Consider the following 25,833-nt stretch of genomic DNA (forward strand, 5'->3'; position numbering starts at 1 on the left):
GGTGTCAGAGCGCGCGGTTGCCGCGCGCCACGGCCCGCGCGATCGCCGCCGAGACCTGCGCCTCGGAACGGCGGAAGCTGTCGGCATCGGGCGTCGAGACCTGGACGGTGACGCTGACTGGGCGCCGATCGCCGCCACCGCCGGCCCGCACGCCGAGCTTGCCATCGGGGCCGCGCGACAGCGGCATGATCGCCTCGGCCCCGCGTTCTCCCATCAGCCCGAGCCCGCGCCCCATCGCAAAGTAGGAGGGTGACGCGACAACGCCGCCATCGGCAAAGAAGGAGACCGGCGCACTGCCGCCACCGCCGCCCGCACCGCCGGTGAAGAGCCCTGCCAGGCTGTTGACGCCGGAACCGAGCCAGCTCGAGATCGTGTTCTGCAGCGGCTTCAGCGCCGATTTCAGTAGGCTCTGGCTCAGCGAGGTGCCGATGCTGCGCAGCACGTCCTCGAAGCGCTTGCCCTCGATGATCCCGCTGGCGAACGCATTGGTGATCGACTTGCCGAAGGCCTGCGCCGACTTGCTCAGGCTCTGGGTCAGCGTGTTGAGGGAGCGCAGGCCACCGACGTCGAGGGAGGAGGGATAAGAGGAAGAATCGTCTTCGTCAGCCATCTGAGCACCTTCACTCGTCGTTGCGGGAAGCGGGGTCTGGATGAGCCCGCATCAGGGCATCCAGCGTGGTACGTGACGGCGGCTCGCCTGCCTCGGCAGGCCGATGGGCCTCGACCGCGGCAAGAATCTCGCGCGGGCTCGCCGCCCAGAAGGCATCCGGTGTCCAGCACAGGCGCCCGAGACCGAAGGCCATCACCTCGCGCCAGGGGAAGGGAGCCGCCGGAGCCCTCAAGCCACCGGCGGCGACGGAGGGCGGACCTCGGCCCCTTCAGCTGCTGGCGCGAAGGTGACGTCGAGCAGGGCGATCGCGGCGGCGATGGCGCCGTTGAGCCCGCCGTCGAAGGGGAGCGCCGCGACCTCGTCCGTGGCCAGCGTGCCGCCGGCGCCGCGCAAGCCCGCAGCAAGAATGCGCGTGATGTCGCGGGCCGAGAGCCGGCCAGCCGCAAAGCGCTCACCCAATGCCGGCAGGTTCTCGACCGAGAACGCATCCTCGAGCTCGGCGAGCGCGCCGAGGGTGAGCCGCATCGGCAGCGCCCGCCCCTCGACCATCAGGGCGACCTCGCCCCTGTAGCGATTGACCATGCGCCCTCTCCTCAGGCGAGCGTGAAGGAGAGCTGCCCCGCCGATTCCAGCGACAGCTCGAAGGTGACCTCGGCGGCATGGTCGCCCCGATATTCGAGCGTCGAGAGCTGGAACGGCCCGGTGATCACGCCGAAATCCGGCACGATCACCTGCCATTCGCGGATGGCGCCGTCGAAGAAGATCTGGCGCACCAGCGCATCCGAGGCCTCGTCCTTGAAGATGCCGGCGCCGCTGATGCTGGCGCGGCGCATGCCGGCCCCGGCCAGCAATTCGCGCCAGCGCCCGGCCGACTCGGCATGGGTGACGTCGACCGCCTCGGCGTTGAAGGCGATCTGGCGGGCGCGGAGGCCCGCCACGGTGACGAAGCTGCCGCCGGCATCGGCGGCCTTGAGCAAGAGGTCCTTGCCTTTCTGGGCAGGCATGGGCGGTCCTTTCTTGGAGGTCAGAGCGCTTCGGTGACGGCCCGGAAGGTCAGCGTCACCGTCGGCAGATGGGTCTTGGGATCGCGGGCGAGCTTGGAGGACAGCCAGGTCAGGTTGGCCAGCCGGTGGCCCTCCGGCACGAGCACTGCGCCTTCGAGGCTCGCGACTATGCGTGCCGCTGCCTCGAGCGCTTTGCGCGAGGAGGCGCTCTCCCCGGCCCAGACGACGAGCGAAAGCTTCTGCTCGCAGCCACGATCGCTCCCGGTCGACCAATCCTCGGCCGTGACCTCGCCATGGACGACGTAGAGCCCGCTCGCGGCGCGCGGCGGCTCGTCATGGATGCGGCCGGCCCCGATCAGCGCCGTCAGCTCGGCGTCAACGGAGAGATGCGCATGGATGGCGCGCCGCAGCGGCAGGATGGCGTCGCTCATCCGCGGACCTCCTCGACCAGGCAGATCAGGCGCCGGCGGCCGCCATCGGGATCGCCGACCGCGCGGATGTCGAAGACCTGGCCGCCATCCCGCAGGCGCTGGCCGGCATCGACGCCGACACGCCAGCGCAGGGTGATGCGGTGGCTTACCGCCTGCTCGGGCCGCTCGCCGCGCCAGCGTTCATTCCCCGAAAGCCATTCGACCTGGGCCCAGACCGCAGCGACGGTTTCGAAGGCGATGAGCCGCCCGCCTGCGCCGTCCGGCGTCTCGACAGGCGCCTCCAGCAGCAGGCGACGGCGCAAGGCACCGACAGAGCGGCCTTTGCCGATCTCCCTGGTCATCACAGCCTCACGCGGCGGAACGGGGCGACCAGCGCAGCGATCTCGGCCGGCAGCCGCATCGCATCGCGGCTGACCACGTCGCCGCGATGCTCGAACCAGCGGCAGGCCAACCGAAGCACCGCCTGTCGCAGCGGCGCCGGCACCGTGTCACGCGTCGGGCCGAAGCCGGCGACGAGATCGATCTCGATCGCAGCATGGGCACGGCCGGGTGCCGGGACCGGACCTGCAATCCTGATCAGCGGCGGGTCGGAGCCTTCGGCCAGCGTCAGCGAAGACGATACAACAGCTTCTGAAGGACCACTCGCGGGATAGACGCGTGCCACCGTGAGGCTGCGCACCGGCGAGAGCGGTAAGCGGATATCGCCACCCTGCGGCCAGGCGTCGAGGGCGATGCGCCAGACCTGCTCGATCAGCAGACGGCCGGACGCCGCCTCGACCATGAGTCTGGCCGCCGTGATCAAAGTGCCGAGCAGTTCGTCCTCGTCAGCGGTGAGGATGCGCAGGAAATCCTTGGCTTCCGACAGCGAGACCGGCTCGATGGCCGGCGGCGTCAGGGCAATCGGCGTCATGGCCTCTCCTCTTTTCCGGTTTGATCGGCGCCGCCGATGCGCTATCGAGCCCGGCCCGACAGCGGAGACGGCTCGATGCGTGTCAGAACGGCGATTGGACTGATGGCCCTGACGGCGGCATTTGCCGCGACCCGGCCGGCCTCGGCCGTGGTCGGTGGGCGCGAGGGCGGGCCTGTCGCCGGCGCGACCGTGATGGTTCTCAATGCGCGCGGCGGCGTCTGCACCGGCATCGTGCTGTCACGCCGCGCCATCCTTACCGCCGCCCATTGCGCCGACTCCCGCGTCGATCTGCGCGTCCACTGGCGCGAAGGCGGCGAGCCGATGCTGGTCGAGCCGGCGGCGATCGCGCTGCACCCCGAGTTCAACGCCAAATCCGTCACGAACCGGCAGCGCTCGATCGACCTTGCCCTGGTCAGGCTCGGCGCGCCTTTGCCGGCGCGCTTCTCGTCCGCGACGCTCGTCGATGGCGGCCTACCGCGCGCCGGCTCGCCGGTGACGTTGTCAGGCTATGGCGTCGCCCGCGAGGGCGATGCGAAGACGACCGGCACTTATCGCTCGGCCGCACTCGCCACCGTTGAGCCCTACGGCCCCGGCAAGATCCTGCTGTGGGCGTCAGACCCTGCGACCGGCGGCAAGCGGCCGGGCGCCGGCGCCTGCCAGGGCGATTCAGGTGGACCGATCGTCGCAGGCTCGGACGGCGTCGTCGCCGTCTCCAGCTGGTCGACCGGCCCGTCCGGCAAGCAATGCGGCCTGCTCAGCCAGGGCGTGCTGGTCGCTCCGCAACGCGGCTGGATCGACCGGACGCTGGCCGGCTGGGGCGAGAGCGCCGACTGGACCCGCACACCTTGATAGGCGGCGCTGCGAAGAGCACTGGACTGCGCCGCAGCAAACCCTAGACTGGCACCATGGCAATGATGGCCTCGACCATGACCTCTTCGAAGCGCGCCGCGACTGTCGCAATCGCTTTTTGCGCGGGCCTGCAGATGACTGCGCCGGCCCAAGCGGTGATCGGCGGCGTACAGTCGCGGGCCGTCGACGGCGTGCGCGCCTCGACCTTGCGGGTCGAGACCAGCCGCGGCGAGCTCTGCTCGGGCGCTGCGATCTCCTCCGAACTCGTGCTCACCGCGGCGCATTGTCTGATGACCGGCGGATCGGTCCGCGTGATCAGCCTCGACAAGCGCTTCCGCAACCGCACGCATGCCGTCGCGGCCGTACTGCCGCACCCGACCTTCGTGCCCGGCACGACGCCACGCACCCAGCCGGGTGCGGACCTCGCGCTGCTGCGCCTCGCCACGCCGCTGCCGGCCGACATCCAGCCGCTGACGCTCGGCAGCGGCCTGTGGCAGGGCGAGACCGTGACCATGGCCGGCTTCGGCCTCGCCTCGGAGACGAACAAGAAGTCCGCGCGCACGCTGCGCGAAGTCACCCTGGTCAACGCCGGCAACTACACTACCGCCAACACGGTCAAGGTCGCGGTCGATACCGAGAACCGTGGCGAGATCCTCGGTGCCGGCGCCTGCCGCGGCGATTCCGGCGGGCCGGTCTTGCGTGGCCCGCCCGGATCGCGCGATCTCGTCGGCATCGTTTCCTGGTCGAGCGGGCCGCTGAGCTCCCGCGTCAAGATGATCTGCGGCGGCTTCACCGCGATCACCCCGATCAACGATCATCGCGCCTGGATCGCCGAGGCGAGCGAACGCCTCCTCAACTACGGCGACGAGCCGCGCCAGGCGGGCGAGAACGCACGCCCGAGCGCGAGCTACAGCTGGTGGTTCGGCCGCTGACGCAGCCGAAACGGGCGCTCAGGCCGAGAACTTCAGCCCCTTGATCGCAGCGAAGTCCTGCACGCCGCCGCCGACGCGCTTGGTCGTGTAGAACAGCACATGCGGCTTGGCGGAATAGGGATCGCGCAGGATGCGCACGCCCGCCCGGTCGACGACGAGATAACCGCGGCGGAAGTCGCCGAACGCGATCGAGACCGAGTCCGTCGCGACGTTCGGCATGTCCTCGGCCTCCACGACCGGGAAGCCGAGCAACGTCGCCTGGGCGCCCGCCGCGGCCGGCGGCTGCCAGAGATACTGGCCGGTCGAGTCCTTGAACTTGCGCACCGCGGCCTGCGTCTTGCGGTTCATCACGAAGCTGGCGTTCTGGCGATAGCCCGCCTTCAGCGCATAGACGAGATCGACCAGGATGTCGGACGGGTTGGAGGCAGCGAATGCCCCGGCGACACCGGTTTTGAGCGTGCCGATATTGCCCCAGCTCCAGCTTGTATCCGCAACCGTCGGATAGGCGAGGAAGCCCTTGGGCTTGTCGACGCCGTCGCCGGTGACGAAGGCGGCGCCTTCCTGTTCGGCGAAGGCGCTCTCGACCTCCTCGGCGATCCACTGGTCGATGTCGACGATGGCGTCGTCGAGCAGGGTCTGCGTCGCCGCCGGCATGGCGTAGAGCTCCATCGCCGGGAAGGACAACTCGGCCAGGGTCGGCGTGCCGGTCTGCGGACGCGCCGGCGTCTCCGCCACCCAGCCGGAAGCCGGGCCGGTGGTCGAGAACGCCTTCTTGTAGGTGCCGGAGGAGATGGTGCGCACCGTGGCGATCGAACGGATCGGCGAGACGGTGGCCAGGCGGCGCAGGATCTCGCCCTCGACCGTGGACGGCGCGAGATAGCCGCCATCCGGGCCGGAACCGGCCGAGAGCGCCTTCGCCTCCAGCCGCTTCAGCCCCGTGGCCTCACCATGGCGGACGTAAGCCGCGAAGGCGGCCTTGTGCTCGGCGACGGCCGGATCGCGCTCCTCGCTCGCACCCAAGGCCGGGCGGCGGCTGTCAAGGCTCAGCCGGTCGAGCCGGCGGCGGGTCTCGTCGAGCGCATCATCGAGGCGAGCGAGCTTCTCGCCCGTCAGCACGTCGCCGCCCATGCGGGTTTCGAGCTCGGCCAGGCGCTCGTCATTGGTGGCGCGGTAGGCCTCCAGCGTATAGCGCAGATCGTCATAGATGGCGGCGGTCTCGCCGGTCGCCTTGGTCTCGGGAGCCTTGTTCAGCGCAGTCATGGAATCTCCTGTGGTTCAAGCGGCTTCAGGTTAATCTTCAGGGAAAGGCGGCACGGCAGGGGGTGCGCAACGCCTTGACGGCGCTGACCCTTGCCTGCGGCAGCATCGGGAAGGTGACGAGCGAGATCTCCCAGAGATCGACCCTCTCCAGCCGGCGCAAGCCGCTGCGCGGCTCGTTGCGAGCGCGCTGCGAGCGGAAGCCGATCGAGAGCCCGTCGACGGCGCCGTCGCGCATCAGCGCATGCAGCTCGCGGGCCCGCGCCACGGCGAGCGAAAGGCGGCCGCGGACATAAAGGCCGCGCGAATCCTCGCGCAGCTCGAGCCAGCGGCCGATCGGCTGTGTCGGATCATGCTGCCAGAGCATCCGGATGCCGCCGGCGCCGCGGCGGGCCAAGCTGTCGCGGAAGGCGCCGGGCTCGACCACGTCCTTGCCGAGATCGGCGATGCGGAACAGGCTGGCATAGCCCTCGAAAGCACCGTCCGGCTCGATCCGGGCCAGCGGCTGCGCCAGAAACTTGGCTTCGCGCGCCAGTGCGGGATAGCGGGGCGTAACGGCTGTCATCGCACCCCTCCCCGCCCGCCGCGACCATTCGTATCGAGCTGTCCCAGCGTCTCGAAGAAGCGGCCGAATACCTCGCGCGGCTGGCGGCCGGGGCGCGGCGCGGCCGCGCCCGATCTCACGGTTGCCGGAGCTGGCCTGGGCGGCGCTTTGCCACCGGTCTTGCTCATGAATCCCCTCCTTCATAGCGGGCGTTGAACCGGGCGAGTTCGCGGACGAACTCGTCGAAGCGCCGGTTGGCGGCGATCAGCTCGCGCAGGGAAAACAGCGCGAGCCCCGAGGCGCAGAAGGCCCAGAGCAGCAGGGCGAGATGGCCAAGATCGCCGCGTGCGACGATCCCTGCCGCGGCTGCGTCGAACGCGTTCACGACGGCACCTCCCGGCGGCCATAGCCGACTGCCTCGCGCTGCTCGTCCTCGCTGAGGAAGCCGGCAGCGGAGACCCGCCGCCAGAGCGATTCCCGCTCGTCCGCCAGCGCCTCGACCGCATCGAGATCGGGCTCGAGCACGAGCGCATCGCCGAAGGCGGGGCCAAGCCATTGCGCCAGCGACTGCGCCGTGCGCCTGACCAGCGGGATCAGCGTCTGGCGCCAGAAGGCGCGGTTGGCCTCGGCGAAATTGGCATGGGTGTTGTCGCCAGGCAGGCCGAGCAGCAAGGGCGGCACCCCGAAGGCGAGCGCGATCTCGCGCGCAGCGACGCCCTTGGCGGCGACGAAGTCGAGCTCGGCCGGCGACAGCGACAGCGGCTTCCAGTCGAGCCCGCCTTCGAGGAGCAGCGGGCGCCCGGCATTGCGCGCTCCCTGGAAACCGTCTTCCAGCTCCTGCTTCAGCCGCTCGAACTGCGCCTCGGTCAGCGTGCCGCCTTCCGGCCCGTCATAGACCAGGGCGCCGGACGGCCTTGCCGCGTTGTCGAGCAGCGCCTTGTGCCAGGCGCCGGCGGCGTTGTGGACGTCGAGCGAGCAGGCGGCTGCCTCGATCGGCGAGAGGCCGTAATGGTCGTCGACCGGATGGAACAGCGACAGATGCAGGATCGGGGGCAGCGCGCCCTCGTCCTGGCGGAAACGGATGGTCTGCGCGCCAACCGTATAGTCATAGGCCTCGGGCCAGCCGTCACGGCCGGGCACCACCCGCATCCGGTCGGGCCGGAGCGCATAGAGCTCGCGCGGCTCGCGGCCGATGCTCGCCGCCTCGACATAGGCATTCCCGGCGACGAGCAGATGGCCGTAGAGCATCTCGCGGAAGGCGATGCCGCCCTGGCGCGGATTGGGCCGCTCGATCAGCGCCAGCGCCGGGTGCTCCGGCATCTCGCGCCCATCGACTTTGGCGATGAGCTGGGTCTGCGCCGCCGCCTCGGCGATCAATCGGACGCAGCGATGCACCACCGGATTGCGCTGATAGCCCTCGCGCGCGAGGGCGCCATAGTCGCGCGGCGTCCAGACCGGGCGGCCGGCCTCGTGCAGGGCGATCAGCGGCCCGACACGCGAGCGCTTCTGTTCCGGCGCGGCGAGGCCGCGCAGGTTGCGAAGGAAATTGAGCATGGGTTTCTCGCTTTGGTTGCGACGGTGGGGTGCTAGAGCCCCCTCACCCGCGGCCGGCCCTTCGGCCCGAGCATCAGATGCGTCAGCGCCCAGACCAGCGCGTCGAGCCGATCGGGCGAGCGACCGGAGCTCAGCCCGGTCGGGCCGAAATCGCACATTTCGTCTTCCAGCGCCGGAAAGGCGCCAGCGTGCCGTACTCGGCCCTGCGCATAGAGCGCGGCCACCGGCTCGGCGCGCAGGAATTTTCCGCGCGAGGCCCTAACCGGCGTCACCGGGACGCCGGGATCGACCTCCCGGATGACGCTTGTCGCCATCTCGCCGCCCTGGTTGACCTCGACGACCAGCGCGTCGGCCTCCAGCCGGCGATAGAGCGCGACGGCGGCTTGCGCCCATTCATGCGGCCTGGCGCCGGCGAGCGTTGCATCCGCCAGTACATGGCCGAGGCCGTCGCGATCGATGCCGGCCGCGACGAGCCCACAGCTATCGGCCCGCTTCGACGAGGAGGCCGGCGGATCGATCGCCACGACGATCCGCGCCAGCGGCGGCTCCTCGCGCTCGCGGCATTCCTCGATCAGCGCCCGGCTCCAGAGCGCATCGGCGCTTTCCTCGACGATCTCGCCTTCCAATTCCTGCCGGCCGAGCCGCGTGCCGCCATAGGCCTGATGCACGCTATCGAGGAAGCTCTGCGCCAGGTTGAAGCGGTTGGCCCGGGTCGCCGCCCGGCTGATGGCGACTCTGGGATCATCGAGCAGGCGCTTGATCAGCGGCAGCGGCCGCGGCGTCGTCGTCACCACCTGACGCGGCTGGCTCCCGAGCCTCAGGCCGAGTTGCAGCATGTCCCAGGTCTCCTGAAGGTTCGGCCATTTCGCCAGTTCGTCGGACCAGGCGGCGCCGAATTGCGGCCCGCGCAGTCCTTCCGGATCCTCGGCGGTGAAGACCTGCGCGATCGCGCCATTGCCCCATTCGAGCCGGCGCCGCGATGGCGACCAGACCGGCTTCTCCCAGCGGTGATGGATCGCCAGCAACCCGGAGACGCCCTCGATCATCACGTCGCGGACTTGAGCTTGTGTCTCGCCGACGAGGGCGATGCGGCCGACGGGCTCTATGGCGAAAGGCGATCGCCCCAGAGCCATGCCGCGCACCCACTCGGCACCGGTTCGTGTCTTGCCGGCACCGCGGCCACCCATGACCAGCCAACTGAACCAATCGCCTTGCGGCGGAAGTTGATCCGGGCGCGCCCAGCGAGCCCAGTCCCACTCATAGATCTTCAGCAGCTCCGCTCCGAACGTCTGCAGCCCCCGCTGCCCGGCCCATATCCGGATGCTCAGCGGCAAGGCCAACCAAGCGTCGAGCAAGCTCGCTTCTGAGTTCTTCGACCCTGCGCAATCCTTCGGCGGGACTGGGCTCATCCTCGGACTTTCCTTCCTCCCCCGCTGCGGCAGAATCCAACGCGACCAGCTCGCGCACGGTGCGAGCCAGGGTCGCCAGCGTCTTGGCGTCCGCCTCGCTCGCGGCGGCGCCGGCCGGCAGTTCGGCCAGATGCGCCTCATGCGCTTCGAGCTGCGTCTGCGCCGCCTTCCAGAGCTTGCCGATCACGGCCTTGCGGCCACGCGGTGCAGGCTTGCGCTTCGCCGCCGGCCGAACCGGGGCGGTCTCGTCACTCTCGTCGGTCATCGGAACCCTCGGCTCGGCCCGGACATGTAAAAGCCGCCGGCTGGGAGCGCGGCGGCTTCGTTCGTCTCAGGCACACTTCGTGAGCGTTCCTGATCTCTACCCGATCAGCGTCACAATGTCAAGGACAAAATTCCTATCCTACGGAATGCAATCAGACCTCCGTCTTCTCCACCCATTTGATCTGGGTCTGCGGCTTGTAGGCCTCCATCTTGTCGAGCAGGGCGGCCGGATCGGTCTCCATCATCGCCATGTCGCGATGGGCCTGCCACATGAAGCCGGCCTTGGTGGTGTTGTCGAGGAAGACGCCGAGCGCGTCGTAAAAGCCGTCGATGTTGAGGAAGCCGAGCGGCTTGCCGTGGATGCCGAGCTGGCTCCAGGTCCAGATCTCGAAAATCTCCTCGAAGGTACCGATGCCGCCGGACATGGCGATGAAACCGTCGGAAAGCTCGGCCATGCGAGCCTTGCGGATGTGCATGGTCTCGACCACCTCGAGCCGGGTCAGCTTGTTGTGGCCGACCTCCTTCTCGCGCAGGGCGCGGGGAATCACGCCATGGACCTCGCCGCCGGCTTCGAGCGCGGCATTAGCGACGATGCCCATCAGGCCGACGGCGCCACCGCCATAGACCAGCGTCAGGCCGCGCCGGGCGATGGCCGTGCCCATGGCGCGGGCGCCCTCGGCATGGACGGGATCATGGCCCGGGCTCGAGCCGCAGAAGACACAGACCGATTTCATGAGGCGAGTTCTTGCAAGATGCGGGCCCAGGAGCGCTGGCCCTTATGGAAGGAGGAGAGGTCGTATTTCTCGTTCGGCGAATGGACGCGGTCGTCGTCCAGGCCGAAGCCGACGAACAGCGTATCGAGCCCGAGCGTGCGCTTGAAGTCGCCACCGACGGGGATCGAGCCGCCGCTGCCGATCGAGACGACGCGGCCGCCCCATTCCTCGGCCAGCGCCTTGCGCGCCTTCTGCAGGACGGGTGAATCGACCGGCACGGCCAGCGCCGGCGAGCCGGAATGGCTGATGAACTCGGCGGACACATCCTCCGGCAGGCGCTCACGCACGAACTGGTGGAAGGCCGCCGCGATCTTCTCCGGGTCCTGGTCGCCGACGAGGCGGAAGGAAACCTTGGCCGAGGCCTTGGCCGGGATGACGGTCTTCGAGCCCTCGCCGGTATAGCCGCCCCAGATGCCGTTGACGTCGCAGGTCGGGCGCGACTGGATCTGCTCGATCAGCATGCGGCCCTTCTCGCCGACCGAATGCTTCAGCCCGATCTGGCCGAGGAATTCCTTCTCGGTCAGGTTGAGATCGGCCCATTCGGCCTTCTGCGCATTGGTCGGCTCGTGCACGCCGTCATAGAAGCCAGGGATGGTGATCCGGCCGGTCTCGTCATGGATCTCGGCGACGATCTTGGTCAGCACATGGATCGGGTTGGCGGCGGCACCGCCGAACAGGCCTGAATGAAGGTCGCGGTCGGCGGCGCTCAGGCGCACCTCCTGATAGACCATGCCGCGCAGGGTCGAGGTGATCAGCGGCGTGACGCGGTCCCACATGCCGGTGTCGCAGACCAGCGCGAAATCGGCCTTCAGCTCGGCGGCATTGGCCTTGATGAAGCCCGGCAGGTTGACCGAGCCGGATTCCTCCTCGCCCTCGACCAGGATGGTGAGACCGATCGGCAGGTCGCCGGTCTCGGCGAGCGTGGCCCGGATCGCCTCGATGAAGGTCATCACCTGCCCCTTGTCGTCGCAGGCGCCGCGCGCGAGGATCGCTTTGCGCCCCGGCTCGATCTCCTTGACGACCGGCTTGAACGGATCGTTGTCCCACAGCTCCAGCGGATCGACCGGCTGGACGTCGTAATGGCCGTAGAACAGCGCATGCGGCGCGCCGGGCTTCGGGCGATGCGCCAGCACGACGGGATGGCCGCCAGTCTCGCGCAGCTCGGCCTTGAAGCCGAGGCCTTCCAGATCAAGGCGCAGCCATTCGGCTGCCTGGCGCGTCTGCGCATTGAAGGCCGGATCGGTCCCGATCGACGGGATTTCGAGCCAGGACGACAAGCGGACCAGCGAAGCGTCGAGATCGGCATCGAGGCGGGAGAGGACTGCGGGAAGCTGGGACATGGCGCTCACTGGAGGCTGATTCCGGTGGCGCCATCATGCCCAGTCGCGCGCCGGATGCCAGCCGTCCGTGCGCATGGCGGCGTGCATCGTGAAGGCGTCCTACGCCTCATCCATGTCATCAGGCCACATCCGGGCACCGTGCAGGACGCGAAGAATGCGGATCTTGTCGGCAGTCACCGCATAGACCGCGATATAGGGCGTGCGCGGAACAATCAGTTCGCGGGTGCCGGCGACCCTGCCCGGCCTGCCACTTTCTGGAAACCGAAGCAGCCGACGCGCCGCAGAGGCAATCCGTTCATCGACCTCCGCAGCTGCCTTCGGACTATCGGCTTCGATATAGCTGAAGATCTCGTCACGATCGGCCAGGGCGAATGGCGCCCAGACCAGCCTGCTCACGCCTTGCCACCAGCTTTGCGATAGGCGGCCGCGCGCCGCTCTGCGAAGCGGGCTTCGGCCTCGGCGTCATCGATGTCGGAGCGTTCATCCGCCAGGGCCTGCAGCACCTTCGCGCGGAACCAGGCATCATGTGCATCGCTGGTGCTGACGAGCTCGAGCGGCAATGCGCCCTCGTTCGCCGTGCGGGTCAGCAGAATGCGCACAGCATCCGAGACGGTGAGCCCCATCCCTTCAAGGACCGCCGTCGCGCGGTCCTTCACGTCGGCGTCGATACGCGCCTGCACCAAGGCATTCGAGGCCATGCTAAAACTCCCTTCAGGAGCAAAATGTAATGCACCTGAATGACAATTACCAGATGCGGCAATTGTGCTCGCTACCGCCGCCCGCCGGTGAGGCTCCCGAGCACGCCGCGCAGGATCGCGTTGCCGACCTGGCGGCCGATCGAGGTCGCGGCCGAGCGCGCCGCCGAGGTTATGATCTTCTCGGCCATGCTCTGCGGCAGCGGCCCGCCGCGGCTGCCCGGGCCGGTCTTCGGGCGCTCCTTCGGGCCGCCGAGCCAGCCGCCGATCGTGTCGAGGATGCCGCCGCCACCGTCCGTGGAGGCCTCGACCGGCGAGCCCTCGGCATTCATCCCCTTGCGCTTCATCAGCGCCTCATAGGCCGACTCCCGGTCGACCATGGTGTCGTATTTGCCGGTGAAGCCGGAGTCGCGCATGCATTGCGCCCGCTCCTGCGGCGTGATCGGACCGACCTGCGCCATCGGCGGGGCGATCAGGCAGCGCTCGACCATGGTCGGCGAGCCCTTGCCCTCCAGCGTCGAGACCAGGGCCTCGCCGACGGCGAGCTGGGTGATCGCCTGCTCGGTGTTGATCTTGGGGTTCTGCCGGAAGGTCTCGGCGGCAGCCCGAACCGCCTTCTGGTCGCGCGGGGTGAAGGCGCGCAGCGCGTGCTGGACGCGGTTGCCGAGCTGGGCCAGCACAGTGTCGGGGATGTCGAGCGGGTTCTGGGTGACGAAGTAGACGCCGACGCCCTTGGAGCGGATCAGGCGCACGACCTGCTCGACCGCGGTCAGCAGTGCCTTGGGCGCGCCGTTGAAGAGCAGATGCGCCTCGTCGAAGAAGAAGACGAGCTTGGGCTTGTCGAGGTCGCCGACTTCTGGCAGCTGCTCGAACAGTTCAGAGAGCAGCCAGAGCAGGAAGGTGGCGTAGAGCCTGGGATTGGCCATCAGCTTGTCGGCGGCCATGATGTTGACGATGCCGCGGCCGTCGCGGTCGGTCTTCATCAGGTCGTTGATGTCGAGCGCCGGCTCGCCGAAGAACAGGTCGCCCTTCTGGTTCTCCAGCACGAGCAGAGCGCGCTGGATCGTGCCGACCGAGGCGGAGGTGACGTTGCCGTATTTGGTCGTCAGCTCCTGGGCGTTCTCGGCGATGAAGGCGAGGATCGCGCGCAGGTCCTTGAGGTCGAGCAGCAGCAGCTTCTGTTCGTCGGCAATGCGGAAGGCGATGTTAAGCACGCCTTCCTGGGTGTCGTTGAGGTCGAGCAGGCGCGCCAGCAGCAGCGGGCCCATCTCGGAGATCGTGGCACGGACCGGGTGGCCCTGCTCGCCGAATACGTCCCAGAACACGGTGGTAAACTGATCGGGCTCGTATTTCAGCCCGAGCTCCTCGGCGCGCTTGACGAAGGGCGGCTTAGAATTGCCGGGCGCGGCGATGCCGGACAGGTCACCCTTGATGTCCGCGGCGAAGACCGGCACCCCGTGCCTGGCAAAACCTTCCGCCAGAACCTGCAATGTCACGGTCTTGCCGGTGCCGGTCGCGCCGGTCACCAGCCCGTGGCGGTTGGCGAGCTTGAGCAGCAGCACCTCCGGCTTCTCGCTCTTGCCGATCAGGATCGTGCCGTCATCCGCCATGGTCGCGCCTGTTCCGTTGCCATAAGGTCGTAGACAGGGTGTAGCGAACCGAAACGTTGGGCGGAAGCATGAAGATCGCTTCCATCCGAGATAGTTTATGTGTAAACTATCTTGAGAGCACCAGCAAGCTCGTCATAAGAGGACCGCACGATGGAAGAACTGATCTCCCGCATCATGGCCGCTTCCGGCCTCGACGAGTCGCTGGCGAAGAAGGCGATCGGCATCATCCTCGCGTTCCTGCAGAAGGAAGGTCCCGCGGCCGAGATCGGCCAGCTAATGGCGGCGCTGCCGGGTGCGCAGGAGCTGGCCGAGGCCGAAGGCGGCGCCAAGGGCGGCCTGATGGGCGCGATCGGCGGCCTGATGGGCGGTGGCGGCGGCGTGATGGCGCTCGGCGGCCAGCTGATGGGGGCCGGCCTGTCGATGGGCCAGATCCAGAGCGTCTCGAAGGAGATGTTCGCGGTCGGTCGCGAGAAGGCAGGCGAGGACACCATGGGCGCGATCGTCGGCGCCATCCCGGGCCTCGGCCAGTTCGTCTGAGCCGACCCGACCCTCACGAATTTCCGGAACGCCGCCCTACCGGGTGGCGTTTTCGTTTGCGGGCATAGGAGTTCGCTGTCGCGGGGTTGCGCATTTCGGCACGGCTTTCCGACCAAGGGGGCATTTGCGTTCGCGCCGAGCCATGGCAATCAGGACTTCGCGGTTGCACAATGGGCCGCCAACTGGCGTGTGCTTCATCGCCCGACAGGAATGGCGGGAGGAACGCGTGCAAGGAGTTCGCTGCTGATGACCTCGACAGTCCTCGCCGATCTGCCCTTCATGGACGCATTCGCCACCCCGGGCGAAGCGCAGTGGCGCGCCGCTGTCGACAAGGTACTGAAGGGCGCCGATTTCGAGAAGAAGCTGGTCGGGCGGACGGCGGATGGTGTCCGGATCGAACCGCTTTACGAAGCCGCGGCAGAGGGAGGCGCACGCCCCTTACGCGCCGAGGCTGGGCGCTGGCGCGTCGCGGCCCGCATCGATCACCCTGATACGGCTGAAGCAGCAAGGCTCGCCCTCGCCGAGCTGGAAGGTGGCGCCGATTCCCTCAGCCTGAGTTTCGCCGGTGCCCCCGCGGCGCGCGGCTTCGGGCTCAACGCGACCTCTGTAGATGCTCTCGACGCCACCCTCGACGGTGTCATGCTCGATCTCGTCCGCTTGCGCCTCGACCCGGCTCCCGGTGGCCGCAAGCATGCGTTGCTGCTGGCTGATCTTGTCGACAAGCGTGGCCACGCACCCTCCTCGCTCCAGATCGATTTCGGCATGGAGCCGATCGGCGTGCTCGCCAGCTCCGGTTCACTCGCGGTGCCATTGTCTGAGCTCGGCAAGCGCATCACGGAGACGATCGGCAATCTGAAGGCGCGCGGTTTCACCGGCCCCTTCCTCGCCGCCGACGGCCGCACCTGGCACGAGGCCGGCGCGACCGAAGCGCAGGAACTCGGCGCCGTCCTGGCGACAGCCGTGACCTATCTGCGCCTGCTGGAAGCGCAGGGCATACCGCTCGCCGAGGCGCGCGACGCCATCTCCTTCACCCTTGTTGCTGATGCCGACGAGTTCGTCACAGTCGCCAAGCTGCGGGCCGCGCGCCTGCTCTGGGACCGGGTGCAGCGCGCCTGCGGACTTGAACCCAAACCCGTCTTCATTCATGCCGAGACGGCCTGGCGCTCGCTGACCCGGCGCGATCCATGGGTGAATCTGCTGCGTGGCACGATCGCCGGCTTCTCGGCGGGCGTCGGCGGCGCCGATTCGATCGGCGTCCAGCCCTTCACCGCCGCGCTCGGCCTGCCCGACGGTTTCGCCCGCCGCATCGCCCGCAACACCCAGCTGATTCTGCTCGAAGAAGCCAATCTCTGGCGTGTCGCCGATCCGGCGGCCGGCGCCGGCGGCTTCGAGGCGCTGACGCAGGCGCTCTGCGAGCAGGGCTGGCGCAAATTCCAGGACCTCGAAGCGGAAAGCACCGAGGGTCTGACTGGCATCGTCGGCGCACTCGCCAACGGCCATATCCAGAAAGGGCTGGCGCGCGAGCGCGACGCCCGGGCAAAGGCGATTGCGACGCGGCGCGAGCCGATCACCGGCACGAGCGAGTTCCCGAACCTGTCGGAAGCCCCGGTCGCGGTACTGGCGCCGCCGCCGGCTGCCGCCCCCAGCAAAGACGCGAGCGGTGATGCGATCATCGTCGAGGCCCTGCCGAGCATCCGCCTGGCCGAGCCGTTCGAGGCGCTGCGCGCCAGCGCCGACATCGCGGAAGCCGCCGGCGAGCGGCCGAAGGCGTTCCTCGCGACGCTGGGCCCGATCGCAGGGTTCACCGCCCGCGCCGGCTTCGCCCGCAACCTGTTAGAGGCTGGCGGCATCGCAGCGCCTTCCGGCGACGGCTTCGCCAAGACCGGCACGACCGATCTCGACGCACTCGTCGCGGCCTTTCGTGCGTCCGGGGCGAAGCTCGCCTGCCTGTGTGGCTCCGATGAGACCTATGCCGCCGAGGCTATCCCCGCCGCCATGGCACTGACGGCTGCAGGCGCCACGGCCTGGCTTGCCGGCCGCCCGGGTGAGCAGGAAACGGCGCTGCGCGAGGCCGGGGTGACGAACTTCATCTTCGCCGGCTGCGACGCCATCGCCGTGCTGCAGGATGCGCTGGCGATCGCCATATCCCCAGTCAGCACGAGCAAGGGATAGGCATGCCGATCGCCCTCACCATCGCCGGCTCCGACTCCAGCGGCGGCGCCGGCATCCAGGCCGACCTCAAGACCTTCGCCGCGCACCAGGTCTATGGCGCCAGCGTTATCGTCGCGCTGACCGCGCAGAACACCACCGCCGTGACCGCGATCCATCCGGTACCGGCCGATTTCGTCGCCGCGCAGGTCGACGCCGTCTTCGACGACCTTTCGGTCGATGCGGTCAAGATCGGCATGCTCGCGACTGCCGAACTGATCGAGACCGTCGCCGATGGACTGGAGCGCCATAACGCGAAGAACATCGTGCTCGACCCGGTGATGATCGCAGCCTCCGGCGGACGCCTGCTGCGCGAAGACGCGATCGAGGCGCTGAAGCGCCGCCTGCTGCCGCTCTGCACGATCGTCACGCCGAACCTGCCCGAGGCGGCGGCACTGCTCGATACTGCCATGGCTGAGACCGAGGACGCCGCGGCTGAGCAGGCCGAGGCACTGCTGGCGCTCGGCCCGGCCAATGTGCTGGTCAAGGGCGGCCACGGCAGCGGCGACGATAGCGTCGACATCCTGATCGGCAAGGATGGCCGGCGCGAGCGACTGGTCGCGCCGCGCATCGCCACAAAGAACACGCATGGTACCGGCTGTACGCTGTCGTCGGCGATCGCCTCGGGCCTCGCCCATGGCATCGCCCTCAACGAGGCGGTGGCGCTGGCGAAACGCTACATCTCGGCCGCGATCGCGGCCTCGGACGCGGTCAAGGTTGGCCGCGGCCACGGACCGGTGCATCATTTCCACCATTGGTGGGACAGACCAGACGGGAGCAAGCCATGACCGCGATCCCGGATTTCACGAAGCTCGCCTTCGCCGACGGTGCGGCCGGCGCGACCGCCCCCCAGGCCGCAGGCGAACTCTGGCAAACCCCGGAAGACATTCCGGTCAAGCCGCTCTACACCGCCGCCGACCGCGACGGCCTGCCCTTTGTCAACACGCTGCCGGGCATCGCGCCCTATCTGCGCGGTCCCTACCCGACCATGTATGTCAATCAGCCCTGGACGATCCGGCAATATGCCGGCTTCTCCACGGCCGAGGATTCGAATGCCTTCTATCGGCGAAATCTCGCCGCCGGCCAGAAGGGCCTTTCGGTCGCTTTCGATCTCGCCACCCATCGCGGCTATGACAGCGACCATCCGCGCGTCGGCGGCGATGTCGGCATGGCCGGCGTTGCGATCGACTCGATCTACGACATGCGCACGCTGTTCTCCGGCATCCCGCTCGACCAGATGAGCGTGTCGATGACGATGAACGGCGCGGTGCTGCCGGTGCTGGCGCTCTACATTGTCGCGGCCGAGGAACAGGGCGTGCCGGCGGCCAAGCTCTCGGGGACTATCCAGAACGACATCCTCAAGGAGTTCATGGTCCGCAACACCTATATCTACCCGCCTTCGCCCTCGATGCGGATCATCGGCGACATCTTCGCCTACACCTCGGCGAACATGCCGAAGTTCAACTCGATCTCGATCTCCGGCTACCACATGCAGGAGGCCGGAGCGACGCAGGACCTCGAGCTCGGTTACACCCTCGCCGACGGGGTCGAATATATCCGCGCCGGGCAACGGGCAGGGTTAGGCGTCGACGTCTTCGCGCCGCGGCTCTCCTTCTTCTGGGCCATCGGCATGAACTTCTTCATGGAGGTGGCGAAGCTGCGGGCCGCCAGGCTGATCTGGGCCAAGCTGGTCAAGGATTTCGGGGCGCAGAACGAGAAATCCCTCCCCTTGCGCACCCATTGCCAGACCTCGGGCTGGTCGCTGACCGCGCAGGACGTGTTCAACAATGTGCCGCGCACGATGATCGAGGCGATGGCGGCGACGCAGGGCCATACCCAGTCGCTGCACACCAACGCGCTCGACGAGGCCCTGGCGCTGCCGACCGACTTCTCCGCCCGCATCGCCCGCAACACCCAGATCGTGCTGCAGCAGGAGAGCGGCACCAACCGGATCATCGATCCCTGGGGCGGCTCCTATTATGTCGAACGATTGACCGCCGAGCTCGCCGCCAAGGCCTGGGGCCATATCCAGGAAGTCGAGAAGCTGGGCGGCATGGCCAAGGCGATCGAGGCCGGCATCCCCAAGCTCAGGATCGAAGAGGCCGCCGCCAAGACGCAGGCGCGCATCGACGGCCGCCAGCAATCGATCATCGGCGTCAATATCTTCAAGCCCGAGAACGAGGCGGCGATTGACGTCCTCAAGGTCGACAATGCCTCGGTCCGCGCCCAGCAACTCGACAAGCTCCGGCGGCTTATGGCGGAGCGCAACGAGGCCGAGACGCAAGCCGCCCTCACCGCGCTGACCAATGGCGCGCAGGGCGACGGCAACCTCCTCGACCTCGCCGTCAAGGCGGCACGGGCCAAGGCCACAGTGGGAGAAATCTCGCTGGCGATGGAGAAGGTCTTCGGGCGCCATCGCGCCGAGATCAAGGCAATCTCGGGCGTCTACAAGCGGGAGGTCGGCGAGATGAACCCTGCCGTGACGCGCGTGCAGCTGATGTGCGAGGCCTTCGAGGAAGCGGACGGGCGCCGCCCGCGCATCCTCGTCGCCAAGATGGGCCAGGACGGGCACGATCGCGGCCAGAAGGTGATCGCCTCGGCCTTCGCCGATCTCGGCTTCGACGTCGATATCGGCCCGCTCTTCGCCACTCCGGAGGAGGCGGCACGTCAGGCAGTCGAGAACGACGTCCACATCGTCGGCGTATCCTCGCTGGCAGCCGGGCATCTGACTCTGGTGCCCGAACTCAAGGCTGCGCTCGCCAAGGCCGGCCGGCCCGATATCATGATCGTCGTCGGCGGCGTGATCCCGCCGCAGGATTTCGACGCCCTGATCGCGGCCGGCGCCAGCGCGATCTTCCCGCCGGGCACCGTCATCGCCGATGCGGCCGAGAAGCTGCTGGAAGAGCTCAACCAGCGCCTCGGCTACACGCAGAAGAGCGCGGCGGAGTGACGCGCCGCGCTCCGCTGGGTTTCAAAGGTCACCAGCCACCGCGCCAGCGGTAATAGTGGCGCGGCGGGGGCGGCGGGCCGTAGAAGCGCGGGCCCTCGTAATAGCGCCGCCAGCGCGGCACGCCCCAGTAGCCATAGGCCGGCGGCGCACGCCAGCCATAGCCGGGGCCGTCATAATAGGCCTGCTGGATCAGGACGCCGGCCTCGGCCTTGCTGGGCGATGCCGCGCTGATCCCGAGCGCGGCGGCAGCGATGAGGCCGGCAGAAGCGAGAGTGCGAAACATCGTGATGTCTCCTTGTGCCCGAGCGGAAAGGCTTCCCGCTCTGGCAGGCACTATCGTGCTCTCGGGCTGAACCGGCTTTGAGCGGGACGTTCAGCGGGCGTTTAGCTCAGCGGTTCCGCGAATGACCGAAACCATTTAAACTTGGGAGCGAGCGAGCAACCGGTATCGGCAGCAACGCGATGATGAGTCAGGACGAGATCAAACGGCGAATTCTGGCGATGCAGTCGGAACTGCAGGCCCGCGGTGTCAGCCATATCGCGCTCTTCGGCTCGCGCGCCCGAGGCGATGCCAGGCCCGACAGCGATGTCGACCTGATGATCGATGTCGATGATCCCCGTTTTTCGATCATCGATCTTGTGGGTGTCGAACAGGATTTGTCGGAGCATATAGGCCTGCCAGTCCAGATCACATTACGACGAAGCTTATCGGAACGACTGGCAAGGGCGACGCGCGATGAGCGGATAGAGCTGTTCTAGTGGCGTCAACCGTCGGCGACCGGATCAGCCACATCAAGGATGCAATCGCAAATATCCGTGCCATGCGCCAGACGAACGGCGATGAGCAGATCAAGCGCGACCCCATCCTACGTGCGGCCCTTGAACGCTTCTTTGAGATCATCAGTGAAGCGAGCCGCCATGTTCCGGCTGAATGGCGCGTCGCCCACCCGCATATCCCCTGGAGGCAGATCGCAGGCATCGGCAATATCTTGCGTCACGCTTATGATGGCATCGACGTGGATACTCTGCTCAACGCCACCACCACCGATCTCGATGTGCTGGAACAGGCTTTGGATGCGTTCCTTGCTGCGAGCGGTACCTCATCGGAATAGCGCTCACCGCCCGGCCAGTGCGTCCCGCTTGATCAGCAAGGAGGCGCCGATCACCGCGACCGCCACCGCCGCGATCATGATCGTGCAGGCGGCGTTGATCTCGGGCGTCACTCCGAGGCGGATCGCCGAATAGAGCCGCATCGGCAGCGTCGTCGCGCCCGGCCCGGTAGTGAAGCTCGCGATGACGAGATCGTCGAGCGAGAGCGTGAAGGCAAGCATCCAGGCAGCGGCGACGGCCGGCCAGATCAGCGGCAGCGTCACGGTCCGGAACGTTTCCGTCGGCGTCGCACCGAGATCACGCGCAGCTTCTTCCAAAGAGCGGTCGAAGCCGGCAAGCCGCGCCTGCACGACGATGCAGGCGAAGCCCAGGCTGAAGGTCGCGTGAGCGATGACGACGGTCCAGTAACCGCGCTCGACATCGCCGGCGACGAAGAGCAACAGCAGCGACAGGCCGGTGATCACTTCGGGCATGACCAATGGCGCCATCACCATGCCGGAGAAGAGCATGCGCCCCGCGAAGACCCGGTAGCGCGCCAGCGCCAGCGCCGCCAGCGTCCCGAGGACTGTCGCCAGAGTCGCCGAGACCAGCGCGACGCGGATCGTCAGCCAGGCCGCGTCGAGCAAGGGTTCGTTGCGCAGCAGCGCGCCATACCAATGCGTCGAGAAGCCGCCCCAGACCGTCACCAGCCGCGAGGCGTTGAAGGAATAGGCGATCAGCGCGACGATCGGCAGATAGAGAAAGGCGAAGCCGGCGAGGAGCGCGGCCAGATGGAAGGCTCCAAAGCGCCTCATTGGGTCGCTCCGCGCGCCCGCTGCAGCAGCATCAGCGGCAGGACGAGGACGACGAGCAACACGATCGCCACCGCCGAAGCCAGCGGCCAGTCGCGGTTGGAGAAGAACTCGTTCCAGAGCACCTTGCCGACCATCAGTGTGTCGGAGCCCCCGAGCAGATCGGGGATGACGAACTCGCCGATCGCCGGGATGAAGACCAGGGCCGAGCCGGCAAGGATGCCGGGGATCGAGAGCGGCAGTGTCACGGTCAGGAAAGTGGTCAGCGGCTTCGCGCCGAGATCGGAGGCCGCTTCCAGCAAGGTGCCGTCGAGCTTCTGCAAGGTAGAGAACAGCGGCAGCACCATGAAGGGCAGGTAGGAATAGACCATGCCGATCAGCACCGCGGCGTCGGTGTTGAGCAGGCGCAGGGGTTCAGCCGTCAGCCCGATCCCCATCAGCGCCATGTCGAGCAGGCCGTCAGGCCTGAGGATGCCGATCCACGCATAGACGCGGATCAGGAACGAGGTCCAGAACGGCAGGATGACGAGGACGAGCAGCATGCCCTGCCAACGCTTGGGAGCAAGCGCCATCGCATAGGCGAGCGGGTAGCCGATCGCGAGCGCGATCAGCGTCGTCAGCGCCGCGATGCGCAGCGAAGACAGATAGCTCTGCCAGTAGAGCGGGTCGTCGCCAAGCAGGCGGAAGTTCTCGAGATCGAGCGCGCCAAGGAACTCGCCGAGCTGGCCGATGCCGGGGAAATGCGGCGCATAGGGGGGCTGGTCGGTCGCGGCGTCGGACAACGCGATCCGGAGCACGATGACGAAAGGCGCCAGGAAGAAGGCGATGAGCCAGAGATAGGGGATGGCCGCGACCAGCAGGCCGCGCCCCGTTCCGCTGGCTCGGGGGACCGGCGTGCTCACGACACCAGCACCATGCCGGCCTCGACGTCCCAGGAGAGCCAGACCTTGTCTTCCCAGGCGAAGGGCCGCTCGATCCGCCGCGTGCGGTTGGTGAGCGAGACCTTGAAGAGCTTGCCCTCGTCGCCACCGACCATGACCTGGACCATGGTCATGTCGCCGAGATAGCCGATATCCCAGATCTCGCCGGCGACCTTGTTGACGCCCTGCGCGGGCTCGTCGTGGCTGAGCGCGATCTTCTCGGGGCGCAGGCCGACGGTGAGCGCATCGCCAGGCCGGCAGCTCGGCGCATCCTCGTCGAGCTCGATCACCCCGGCAGGACCGCTCTCCAGCGTGACGAGATCGCCTTCGACAGCCGCGACCTTGCCCTCGATCAGATTGATGTCGCCGACGAACTCGGCGACGAAGCGGCTGGAAGGCGCCTCGTAGATCAGGTCCGGCGGCGCGATCTGCAGCAGCCGGCCATGGTCCATCACCGCCATGCGGTCGGCCATGGTCATGGCCTCGTCCTGGTCGTGCGTCACGACCATGAAGGTCAGGCCGAGATCGGCCTGCAGGTCCATCAGCTCGTATTGCGTCTCTTCGCGCAGCTTCTTGTCGAGTGCGCCGAGCGGCTCGTCGAGCAGCAGCAGCTTGGGCTGCTTGACCAAAGCGCGGGCGAGCGCGACGCGCTGGCGCTGGCCGCCGGAGAGCTGGTCCGGCCGGCGATTCTCCATGCCTTTCAAGCGGACGCGGCCCAGCATGGTCTCGACGCGCTGGGCGATCTCGGCCTTGGGCAGGCCTTCGCGCTTCAGCCCATAGGCGATGTTGTCGCCGACACTGAGATGCGGGAACAGCGCATAGGACTGGAACATCATGTTGACCGGCCGCTGGTGCGGCGGCACCGCGGTGATGTCGACGCCATCAAGCAGGATCTCGCCCGCGTCGGGCTGCTCGAAGCCGGCGAGCATGCGCATCAGCGTGGTCTTGCCGCAGCCAGACGGCCCCAGCAGCGCGAAGAACTCGCGCTGGTGGATCGCAAGCGAGAGCCGGTCGACCGCGGTCACCGTGCCGAAGCGCTTGGTGACGTTCCTGAACTCGACCAGCGGTTTCGCCGCCGGGTCGTTCCAGGGCTGGAAGTCGCGCCGGACGCTGCCCGGCGAGGCGCGCCTTCCACCCGCCTCCGGCCTGCTCACCTGCCGCTCTTGACGCGGGTCCACAGCCGGTTGACCACCCGCTGCGTCTTCTGGTCGTAGGGCGTGATCGTGTAGAGGCGGCTCATCACCGCGTCAGTCGGATAGATGCCAGGATTGTCGCGAACCTCGGCCGAGAGCAGCGGCTTGGCCGCGAGATTGCCGTTGGCGTACTGGATGAAGTCCGAGTTCTTCGCCGCCATCTCCGGCCGGTTGACGAAGTCGATGAACTGCAGCGCCGCATCCTGGTTGCCGGCATCCTTCGGGATCACGAAGGAATCGAACCACATCAGCGCGCCTTCCTTCGGGATCACATAATTGATCTCGACCTTGTTCTTGGCCTCGACCGCGCGCTTCTTCGCCTGCAGCACGTCACCGGAATAGCCGACCGCCAGGCAGATATCGCCGTTGGCGAGCGCGTTGATGTACTCCGACGAATGGAACTTCTGGATGTGCGGGCGGATCTTGCGCAGCAACTCGCCGGCTTTTTCGAGATCGGCCTCCTTCTTCGAATCGGGATCGAGCCCGAGATAGCGCAGGGCCGCCGGGAACATCTCCTCGACCGCGTCGAGCACATGCACCCCGCAATTGGAGAGCTTCTTCAGCTTCTCCGGATCGAAGACGATGCTCCAGCTGTCGATCACGGCATCGTTGCCGAGCCGTTCCTTCACCTTGGCGACGTTGTAGCCGATCCCGGTGGTGCCCCACATGTAGTTCACGGCGAACTTGTTGCCGGGATCGTATTTGGCCAGACGCTGCTTGATCTCCGGCCAGGCGTGCTTGAGGTTCGGCACCTTGGCGGTGTCGATCGGCGTATAGAGTCCGATCGGAATATGGCGTGGCAGGAAGGAAGCGGTGACGACGACGAGGTCGTAGCCGGTCTTGCCGGCAAGCAGCTTGGTCTCGACCGTCTCCATCTGGTCGAAGGTGTCGTAGACGACGGTGATGCCGGTCTCTTTCTTGAAGGCGTCGAGCACCTCCGGATTGACGTAGTCCGACCAGTTGAAGATGCGCAGTTCCTTGTCCTGCGCCCTAGCCGGGCTGGCCGCCAGAACGAGCCCGAAAGCCACCGCAGCGGCCACTCTATGCATAACCGACGTCAACGTGCGCAATCTGCCCCTCCTTTGATTTCGCGGCTGCACGCTAGCAGCTTGCGACGAAGCCTCAACCTCGATTTCGTGATCGGTGACGCGCCGTCGCGCCTTGTTGCCGCCCCGCCTCGCCCCCTATTTTCAGCAGAAGAATGATCCGGCGCTTTTTCCTCTTTTTCGCGGTCTTCTTCCTCCTGCCGCTCGGCACGCATGCCGCCTGGTGGCAATGGCAGTCGCGCGCGCCCGACTGGGCCCGCGCCGACTGGTCGAGCGCCGCGCTGCTGCCGGCGCCCGCTATCGAGCCGGAGGCGACGATCCACATCTTCGCTGCCCGCGTCGGACGTTGGCGCGGCGTCTTCGCCCATCACTCCTGGGTCGTGGTCAAGGAAAAGAACGCCCCCGCCTATACCCGCTTCGACGTCGTCGGCTGGGGCAACCCCGTGCGCGTCAACGTTCGCGTCGCCGATGGACGCTGGTACGGCAATGTCCCGGAGCTGGTCGGCGAGATCAAAGGGCAGGCAGCCGAGGCGCTGATCCCGCGCATCCGCGACGCCGTGAAGAGCTATAGCTACAGCGAGTATGGTTCCTATGCCGCCTGGCCTGGGCCGAACTCGAACAGCTTCGTCCAGCACATCCTTTCCCAAGTGCCGGAGCTTGGCCGTGCCCTGCCGCCGACCGCGATCGGCAAGGACTGGCGCGAAGGCGGCCTCTATGCCGGCCTCACGCCAAGTCGCACCGGGCTGCAAGCCTCGCTCTACGGGCTCGCGGGGGTCACCTTCGGCTGGGTCGAGGGCGTCGAGATCAACCTGCTCGGGCTGGTGGCGGGCTTCGACCTGCAGCGGCCGGCGCTCAAGCTGCCTGGCTGGGGTCGGGTGGGATTCTCGGCCTGACGG

Annotated in this window: 32 protein-coding genes; 9 read left to right on the forward strand and 23 right to left on the reverse strand. The window is 67.7% G+C overall.

Translation table 11 applies throughout. From position 1 onward, the window contains the following. Positions 1–4 precede the first annotated feature (4 nt). The 7 genes from V7S63_RS06135 to V7S63_RS06165 are packed head-to-tail and all read right to left on the reverse strand — an operon-like array spanning position 5 to position 2,955. Positions 5–610: a phage tail tape measure protein gene (locus V7S63_RS06135; protein WP_336529558.1), complete on the reverse strand. Its 606-nt coding sequence runs from the start codon at positions 608–610 to the stop codon at positions 5–7. A gap of 10 nt (positions 611–620) precedes the next feature. Then, positions 621–842, reverse strand: a complete 222-nt coding sequence (locus V7S63_RS06140) for a phage tail assembly chaperone (RefSeq protein WP_336529559.1) — start codon at positions 840–842, stop codon at positions 621–623. Then, entirely contained in the window at positions 839–1,192 is a 354-nt protein-coding gene (locus V7S63_RS06145; RefSeq protein ID WP_336529560.1) for a gene transfer agent family protein, read from the reverse strand. The genes V7S63_RS06140 and V7S63_RS06145 overlap by 4 nt, the downstream gene beginning before the upstream one ends. Positions 1,193–1,203: 11 nt before the next feature. Further along, positions 1,204–1,614: a phage major tail protein, TP901-1 family gene (locus V7S63_RS06150; RefSeq protein ID WP_336529561.1), complete on the reverse strand. Its 411-nt coding sequence runs from the start codon at positions 1,612–1,614 to the stop codon at positions 1,204–1,206. A gap of 20 nt (positions 1,615–1,634) precedes the next feature. Then, positions 1,635–2,045, reverse strand: coding sequence for a DUF3168 domain-containing protein (locus tag V7S63_RS06155; protein ID WP_336529562.1), 411 nt, complete (start codon positions 2,043–2,045; stop codon positions 1,635–1,637). Then, positions 2,042–2,386: a phage head closure protein gene (locus V7S63_RS06160; protein WP_336529563.1), complete on the reverse strand. Its 345-nt coding sequence runs from the start codon at positions 2,384–2,386 to the stop codon at positions 2,042–2,044. The genes V7S63_RS06155 and V7S63_RS06160 overlap by 4 nt, the downstream gene beginning before the upstream one ends. Next, positions 2,386–2,955, reverse strand: coding sequence for a head-tail connector protein (locus V7S63_RS06165; protein ID WP_336529564.1), 570 nt, complete (start codon positions 2,953–2,955; stop codon positions 2,386–2,388). Before V7S63_RS06165 ends, V7S63_RS06160 begins: the two co-directional genes overlap by 1 nt. A 75-nt stretch (positions 2,956–3,030) precedes the next feature. Between V7S63_RS06165 and V7S63_RS06170 the strand changes: the two genes are divergently transcribed. Continuing rightward, positions 3,031–3,804 (forward strand): S1 family peptidase, encoded by a 774-nt coding sequence (locus V7S63_RS06170; RefSeq protein ID WP_336529565.1) that lies wholly within the window; start codon positions 3,031–3,033, stop codon positions 3,802–3,804. A 134-nt stretch (positions 3,805–3,938) separates the two neighbouring features. After that, complete coding sequence (locus tag V7S63_RS06175; protein WP_244543726.1) at positions 3,939–4,736, forward strand: S1 family peptidase; 798 nt, start codon at positions 3,939–3,941, stop codon at positions 4,734–4,736. Between the two features lie 18 nt (positions 4,737–4,754). On the opposite strand, the gene V7S63_RS06180 is transcribed toward V7S63_RS06175, so the two are convergent. The 11 genes from V7S63_RS06180 to V7S63_RS06230 all read right to left on the reverse strand — a co-directional run bounded on the left by V7S63_RS06180 (position 4,755) and on the right by V7S63_RS06230 (position 14,182). Continuing rightward, positions 4,755–5,996 (reverse strand): phage major capsid protein, encoded by a 1,242-nt coding sequence (locus tag V7S63_RS06180; RefSeq protein ID WP_336529566.1) that lies wholly within the window; start codon positions 5,994–5,996, stop codon positions 4,755–4,757. A gap of 37 nt (positions 5,997–6,033) precedes the next feature. Next, positions 6,034–6,558, reverse strand: a complete 525-nt coding sequence (locus V7S63_RS06185) for an HK97 family phage prohead protease (RefSeq protein ID WP_336529567.1) — start codon at positions 6,556–6,558, stop codon at positions 6,034–6,036. A 163-nt stretch (positions 6,559–6,721) separates the two neighbouring features. Beyond that, positions 6,722–6,922, reverse strand: coding sequence for a hypothetical protein (locus V7S63_RS06190; RefSeq protein ID WP_091831026.1), 201 nt, complete (start codon positions 6,920–6,922; stop codon positions 6,722–6,724). Next, a complete protein-coding gene (locus V7S63_RS06195) occupies positions 6,919–8,091 on the reverse strand; it encodes a phage portal protein (protein WP_336529568.1) in 1,173 nt (390 codons plus the stop codon). The genes V7S63_RS06190 and V7S63_RS06195 overlap by 4 nt, the downstream gene beginning before the upstream one ends. A 32-nt stretch (positions 8,092–8,123) precedes the next feature. Further along, complete coding sequence (locus V7S63_RS06200; protein ID WP_442896418.1) at positions 8,124–9,446, reverse strand: DNA-packaging protein; 1,323 nt, start codon at positions 9,444–9,446, stop codon at positions 8,124–8,126. Beyond that, positions 9,349–9,765: a hypothetical protein gene (locus tag V7S63_RS06205; protein ID WP_442896419.1), complete on the reverse strand. Its 417-nt coding sequence runs from the start codon at positions 9,763–9,765 to the stop codon at positions 9,349–9,351. The genes V7S63_RS06200 and V7S63_RS06205 overlap by 98 nt, the downstream gene beginning before the upstream one ends. Positions 9,766–9,916: 151 nt before the next feature. After that, positions 9,917–10,498, reverse strand: a complete 582-nt coding sequence (locus V7S63_RS06210; RefSeq protein WP_091831033.1) for an LOG family protein — start codon at positions 10,496–10,498, stop codon at positions 9,917–9,919. After that, entirely contained in the window at positions 10,495–11,877 is a 1,383-nt protein-coding gene (locus V7S63_RS06215; RefSeq protein WP_336529570.1) for a M20/M25/M40 family metallo-hydrolase, read from the reverse strand. The genes V7S63_RS06210 and V7S63_RS06215 overlap by 4 nt, the downstream gene beginning before the upstream one ends. 99 nt (positions 11,878–11,976) lie before the next feature. Continuing rightward, on the reverse strand, positions 11,977–12,273 hold the full coding sequence (locus tag V7S63_RS06220) for a type II toxin-antitoxin system RelE/ParE family toxin (protein WP_100959690.1): 297 nt from the start codon (positions 12,271–12,273) through the stop codon (positions 11,977–11,979). Then, entirely contained in the window at positions 12,270–12,575 is a 306-nt protein-coding gene (locus V7S63_RS06225; RefSeq protein ID WP_091831039.1) for a type II toxin-antitoxin system RelB/DinJ family antitoxin, read from the reverse strand. The genes V7S63_RS06220 and V7S63_RS06225 overlap by 4 nt, the downstream gene beginning before the upstream one ends. A 71-nt stretch (positions 12,576–12,646) precedes the next feature. Continuing rightward, complete coding sequence (locus V7S63_RS06230; RefSeq protein ID WP_091831041.1) at positions 12,647–14,182, reverse strand: helicase HerA-like domain-containing protein; 1,536 nt, start codon at positions 14,180–14,182, stop codon at positions 12,647–12,649. Positions 14,183–14,332: 150 nt separating this feature from the next. Between V7S63_RS06230 and V7S63_RS06235 the strand changes: the two genes are divergently transcribed. The 4 genes from V7S63_RS06235 to scpA all read left to right on the forward strand — a co-directional run bounded on the left by V7S63_RS06235 (position 14,333) and on the right by scpA (position 19,877). Next, entirely contained in the window at positions 14,333–14,719 is a 387-nt protein-coding gene (locus V7S63_RS06235) for a hypothetical protein (protein ID WP_100959689.1), read from the forward strand. 246 nt (positions 14,720–14,965) lie between these two features. Continuing rightward, positions 14,966–16,891, forward strand: coding sequence for a methylmalonyl-CoA mutase subunit beta (locus V7S63_RS06240; RefSeq protein ID WP_336529571.1), 1,926 nt, complete (start codon positions 14,966–14,968; stop codon positions 16,889–16,891). A gap of 2 nt (positions 16,892–16,893) precedes the next feature. Then, positions 16,894–17,715 (forward strand): bifunctional hydroxymethylpyrimidine kinase/phosphomethylpyrimidine kinase, encoded by an 822-nt coding sequence (gene thiD / locus V7S63_RS06245; RefSeq protein WP_336529572.1) that lies wholly within the window; start codon positions 16,894–16,896, stop codon positions 17,713–17,715. Then, a complete protein-coding gene (gene scpA / locus V7S63_RS06250; protein WP_336529573.1) occupies positions 17,712–19,877 on the forward strand; it encodes a methylmalonyl-CoA mutase in 2,166 nt (721 codons plus the stop codon). Before thiD ends, scpA begins: the two co-directional genes overlap by 4 nt. A gap of 28 nt (positions 19,878–19,905) precedes the next feature. Here the strand turns inward: scpA and V7S63_RS06255 are convergent, their stop codons facing one another. Beyond that, a complete protein-coding gene (locus V7S63_RS06255) occupies positions 19,906–20,160 on the reverse strand; it encodes a hypothetical protein (protein ID WP_100959686.1) in 255 nt (84 codons plus the stop codon). 182 nt (positions 20,161–20,342) lie between these two features. On the opposite strand from V7S63_RS06255, the gene V7S63_RS06260 reads away from it, so the two are divergent. Then, entirely contained in the window at positions 20,343–20,636 is a 294-nt protein-coding gene (locus V7S63_RS06260) for a nucleotidyltransferase domain-containing protein (protein WP_167561556.1), read from the forward strand. Beyond that, positions 20,636–20,989, forward strand: coding sequence for a HepT-like ribonuclease domain-containing protein (locus tag V7S63_RS06265; RefSeq protein WP_336529574.1), 354 nt, complete (start codon positions 20,636–20,638; stop codon positions 20,987–20,989). Before V7S63_RS06260 ends, V7S63_RS06265 begins: the two co-directional genes overlap by 1 nt. Positions 20,990–20,992: 3 nt before the next feature. On the opposite strand, the gene V7S63_RS06270 is transcribed toward V7S63_RS06265, so the two are convergent. Genes V7S63_RS06270 through V7S63_RS06285 form a run of 4 tightly spaced genes read right to left on the reverse strand, consistent with a single transcriptional unit; the run spans position 20,993 to position 24,940 of the window. Then, on the reverse strand, positions 20,993–21,781 hold the full coding sequence (locus V7S63_RS06270; RefSeq protein WP_336529575.1) for an ABC transporter permease: 789 nt from the start codon (positions 21,779–21,781) through the stop codon (positions 20,993–20,995). Beyond that, the gene (locus V7S63_RS06275; RefSeq protein WP_336529576.1) at positions 21,778–22,680 is read right to left on the reverse strand and encodes an ABC transporter permease; all 903 of its coding nucleotides are present in this window, start codon (positions 22,678–22,680) and stop codon (positions 21,778–21,780) included. The genes V7S63_RS06270 and V7S63_RS06275 overlap by 4 nt, the downstream gene beginning before the upstream one ends. Beyond that, positions 22,677–23,852, reverse strand: a complete 1,176-nt coding sequence (locus V7S63_RS06280; protein WP_336529577.1) for an ABC transporter ATP-binding protein — start codon at positions 23,850–23,852, stop codon at positions 22,677–22,679. Before V7S63_RS06280 ends, V7S63_RS06275 begins: the two co-directional genes overlap by 4 nt. After that, positions 23,849–24,940 (reverse strand): polyamine ABC transporter substrate-binding protein, encoded by a 1,092-nt coding sequence (locus tag V7S63_RS06285; RefSeq protein ID WP_336529578.1) that lies wholly within the window; start codon positions 24,938–24,940, stop codon positions 23,849–23,851. Before V7S63_RS06285 ends, V7S63_RS06280 begins: the two co-directional genes overlap by 4 nt. 152 nt (positions 24,941–25,092) lie before the next feature. On the opposite strand from V7S63_RS06285, the gene V7S63_RS06290 reads away from it, so the two are divergent. Then, positions 25,093–25,830 (forward strand): DUF3750 domain-containing protein, encoded by a 738-nt coding sequence (locus V7S63_RS06290; protein ID WP_336529579.1) that lies wholly within the window; start codon positions 25,093–25,095, stop codon positions 25,828–25,830. Positions 25,831–25,833: the final 3 nt, after the last annotated feature.

It is taken from the genome of Allobosea sp. CCNWLY174, from assembly GCF_037120455.1.
GTDB lineage: Bacteria > Pseudomonadota > Alphaproteobacteria > Rhizobiales > Beijerinckiaceae > Allobosea > Allobosea lupini.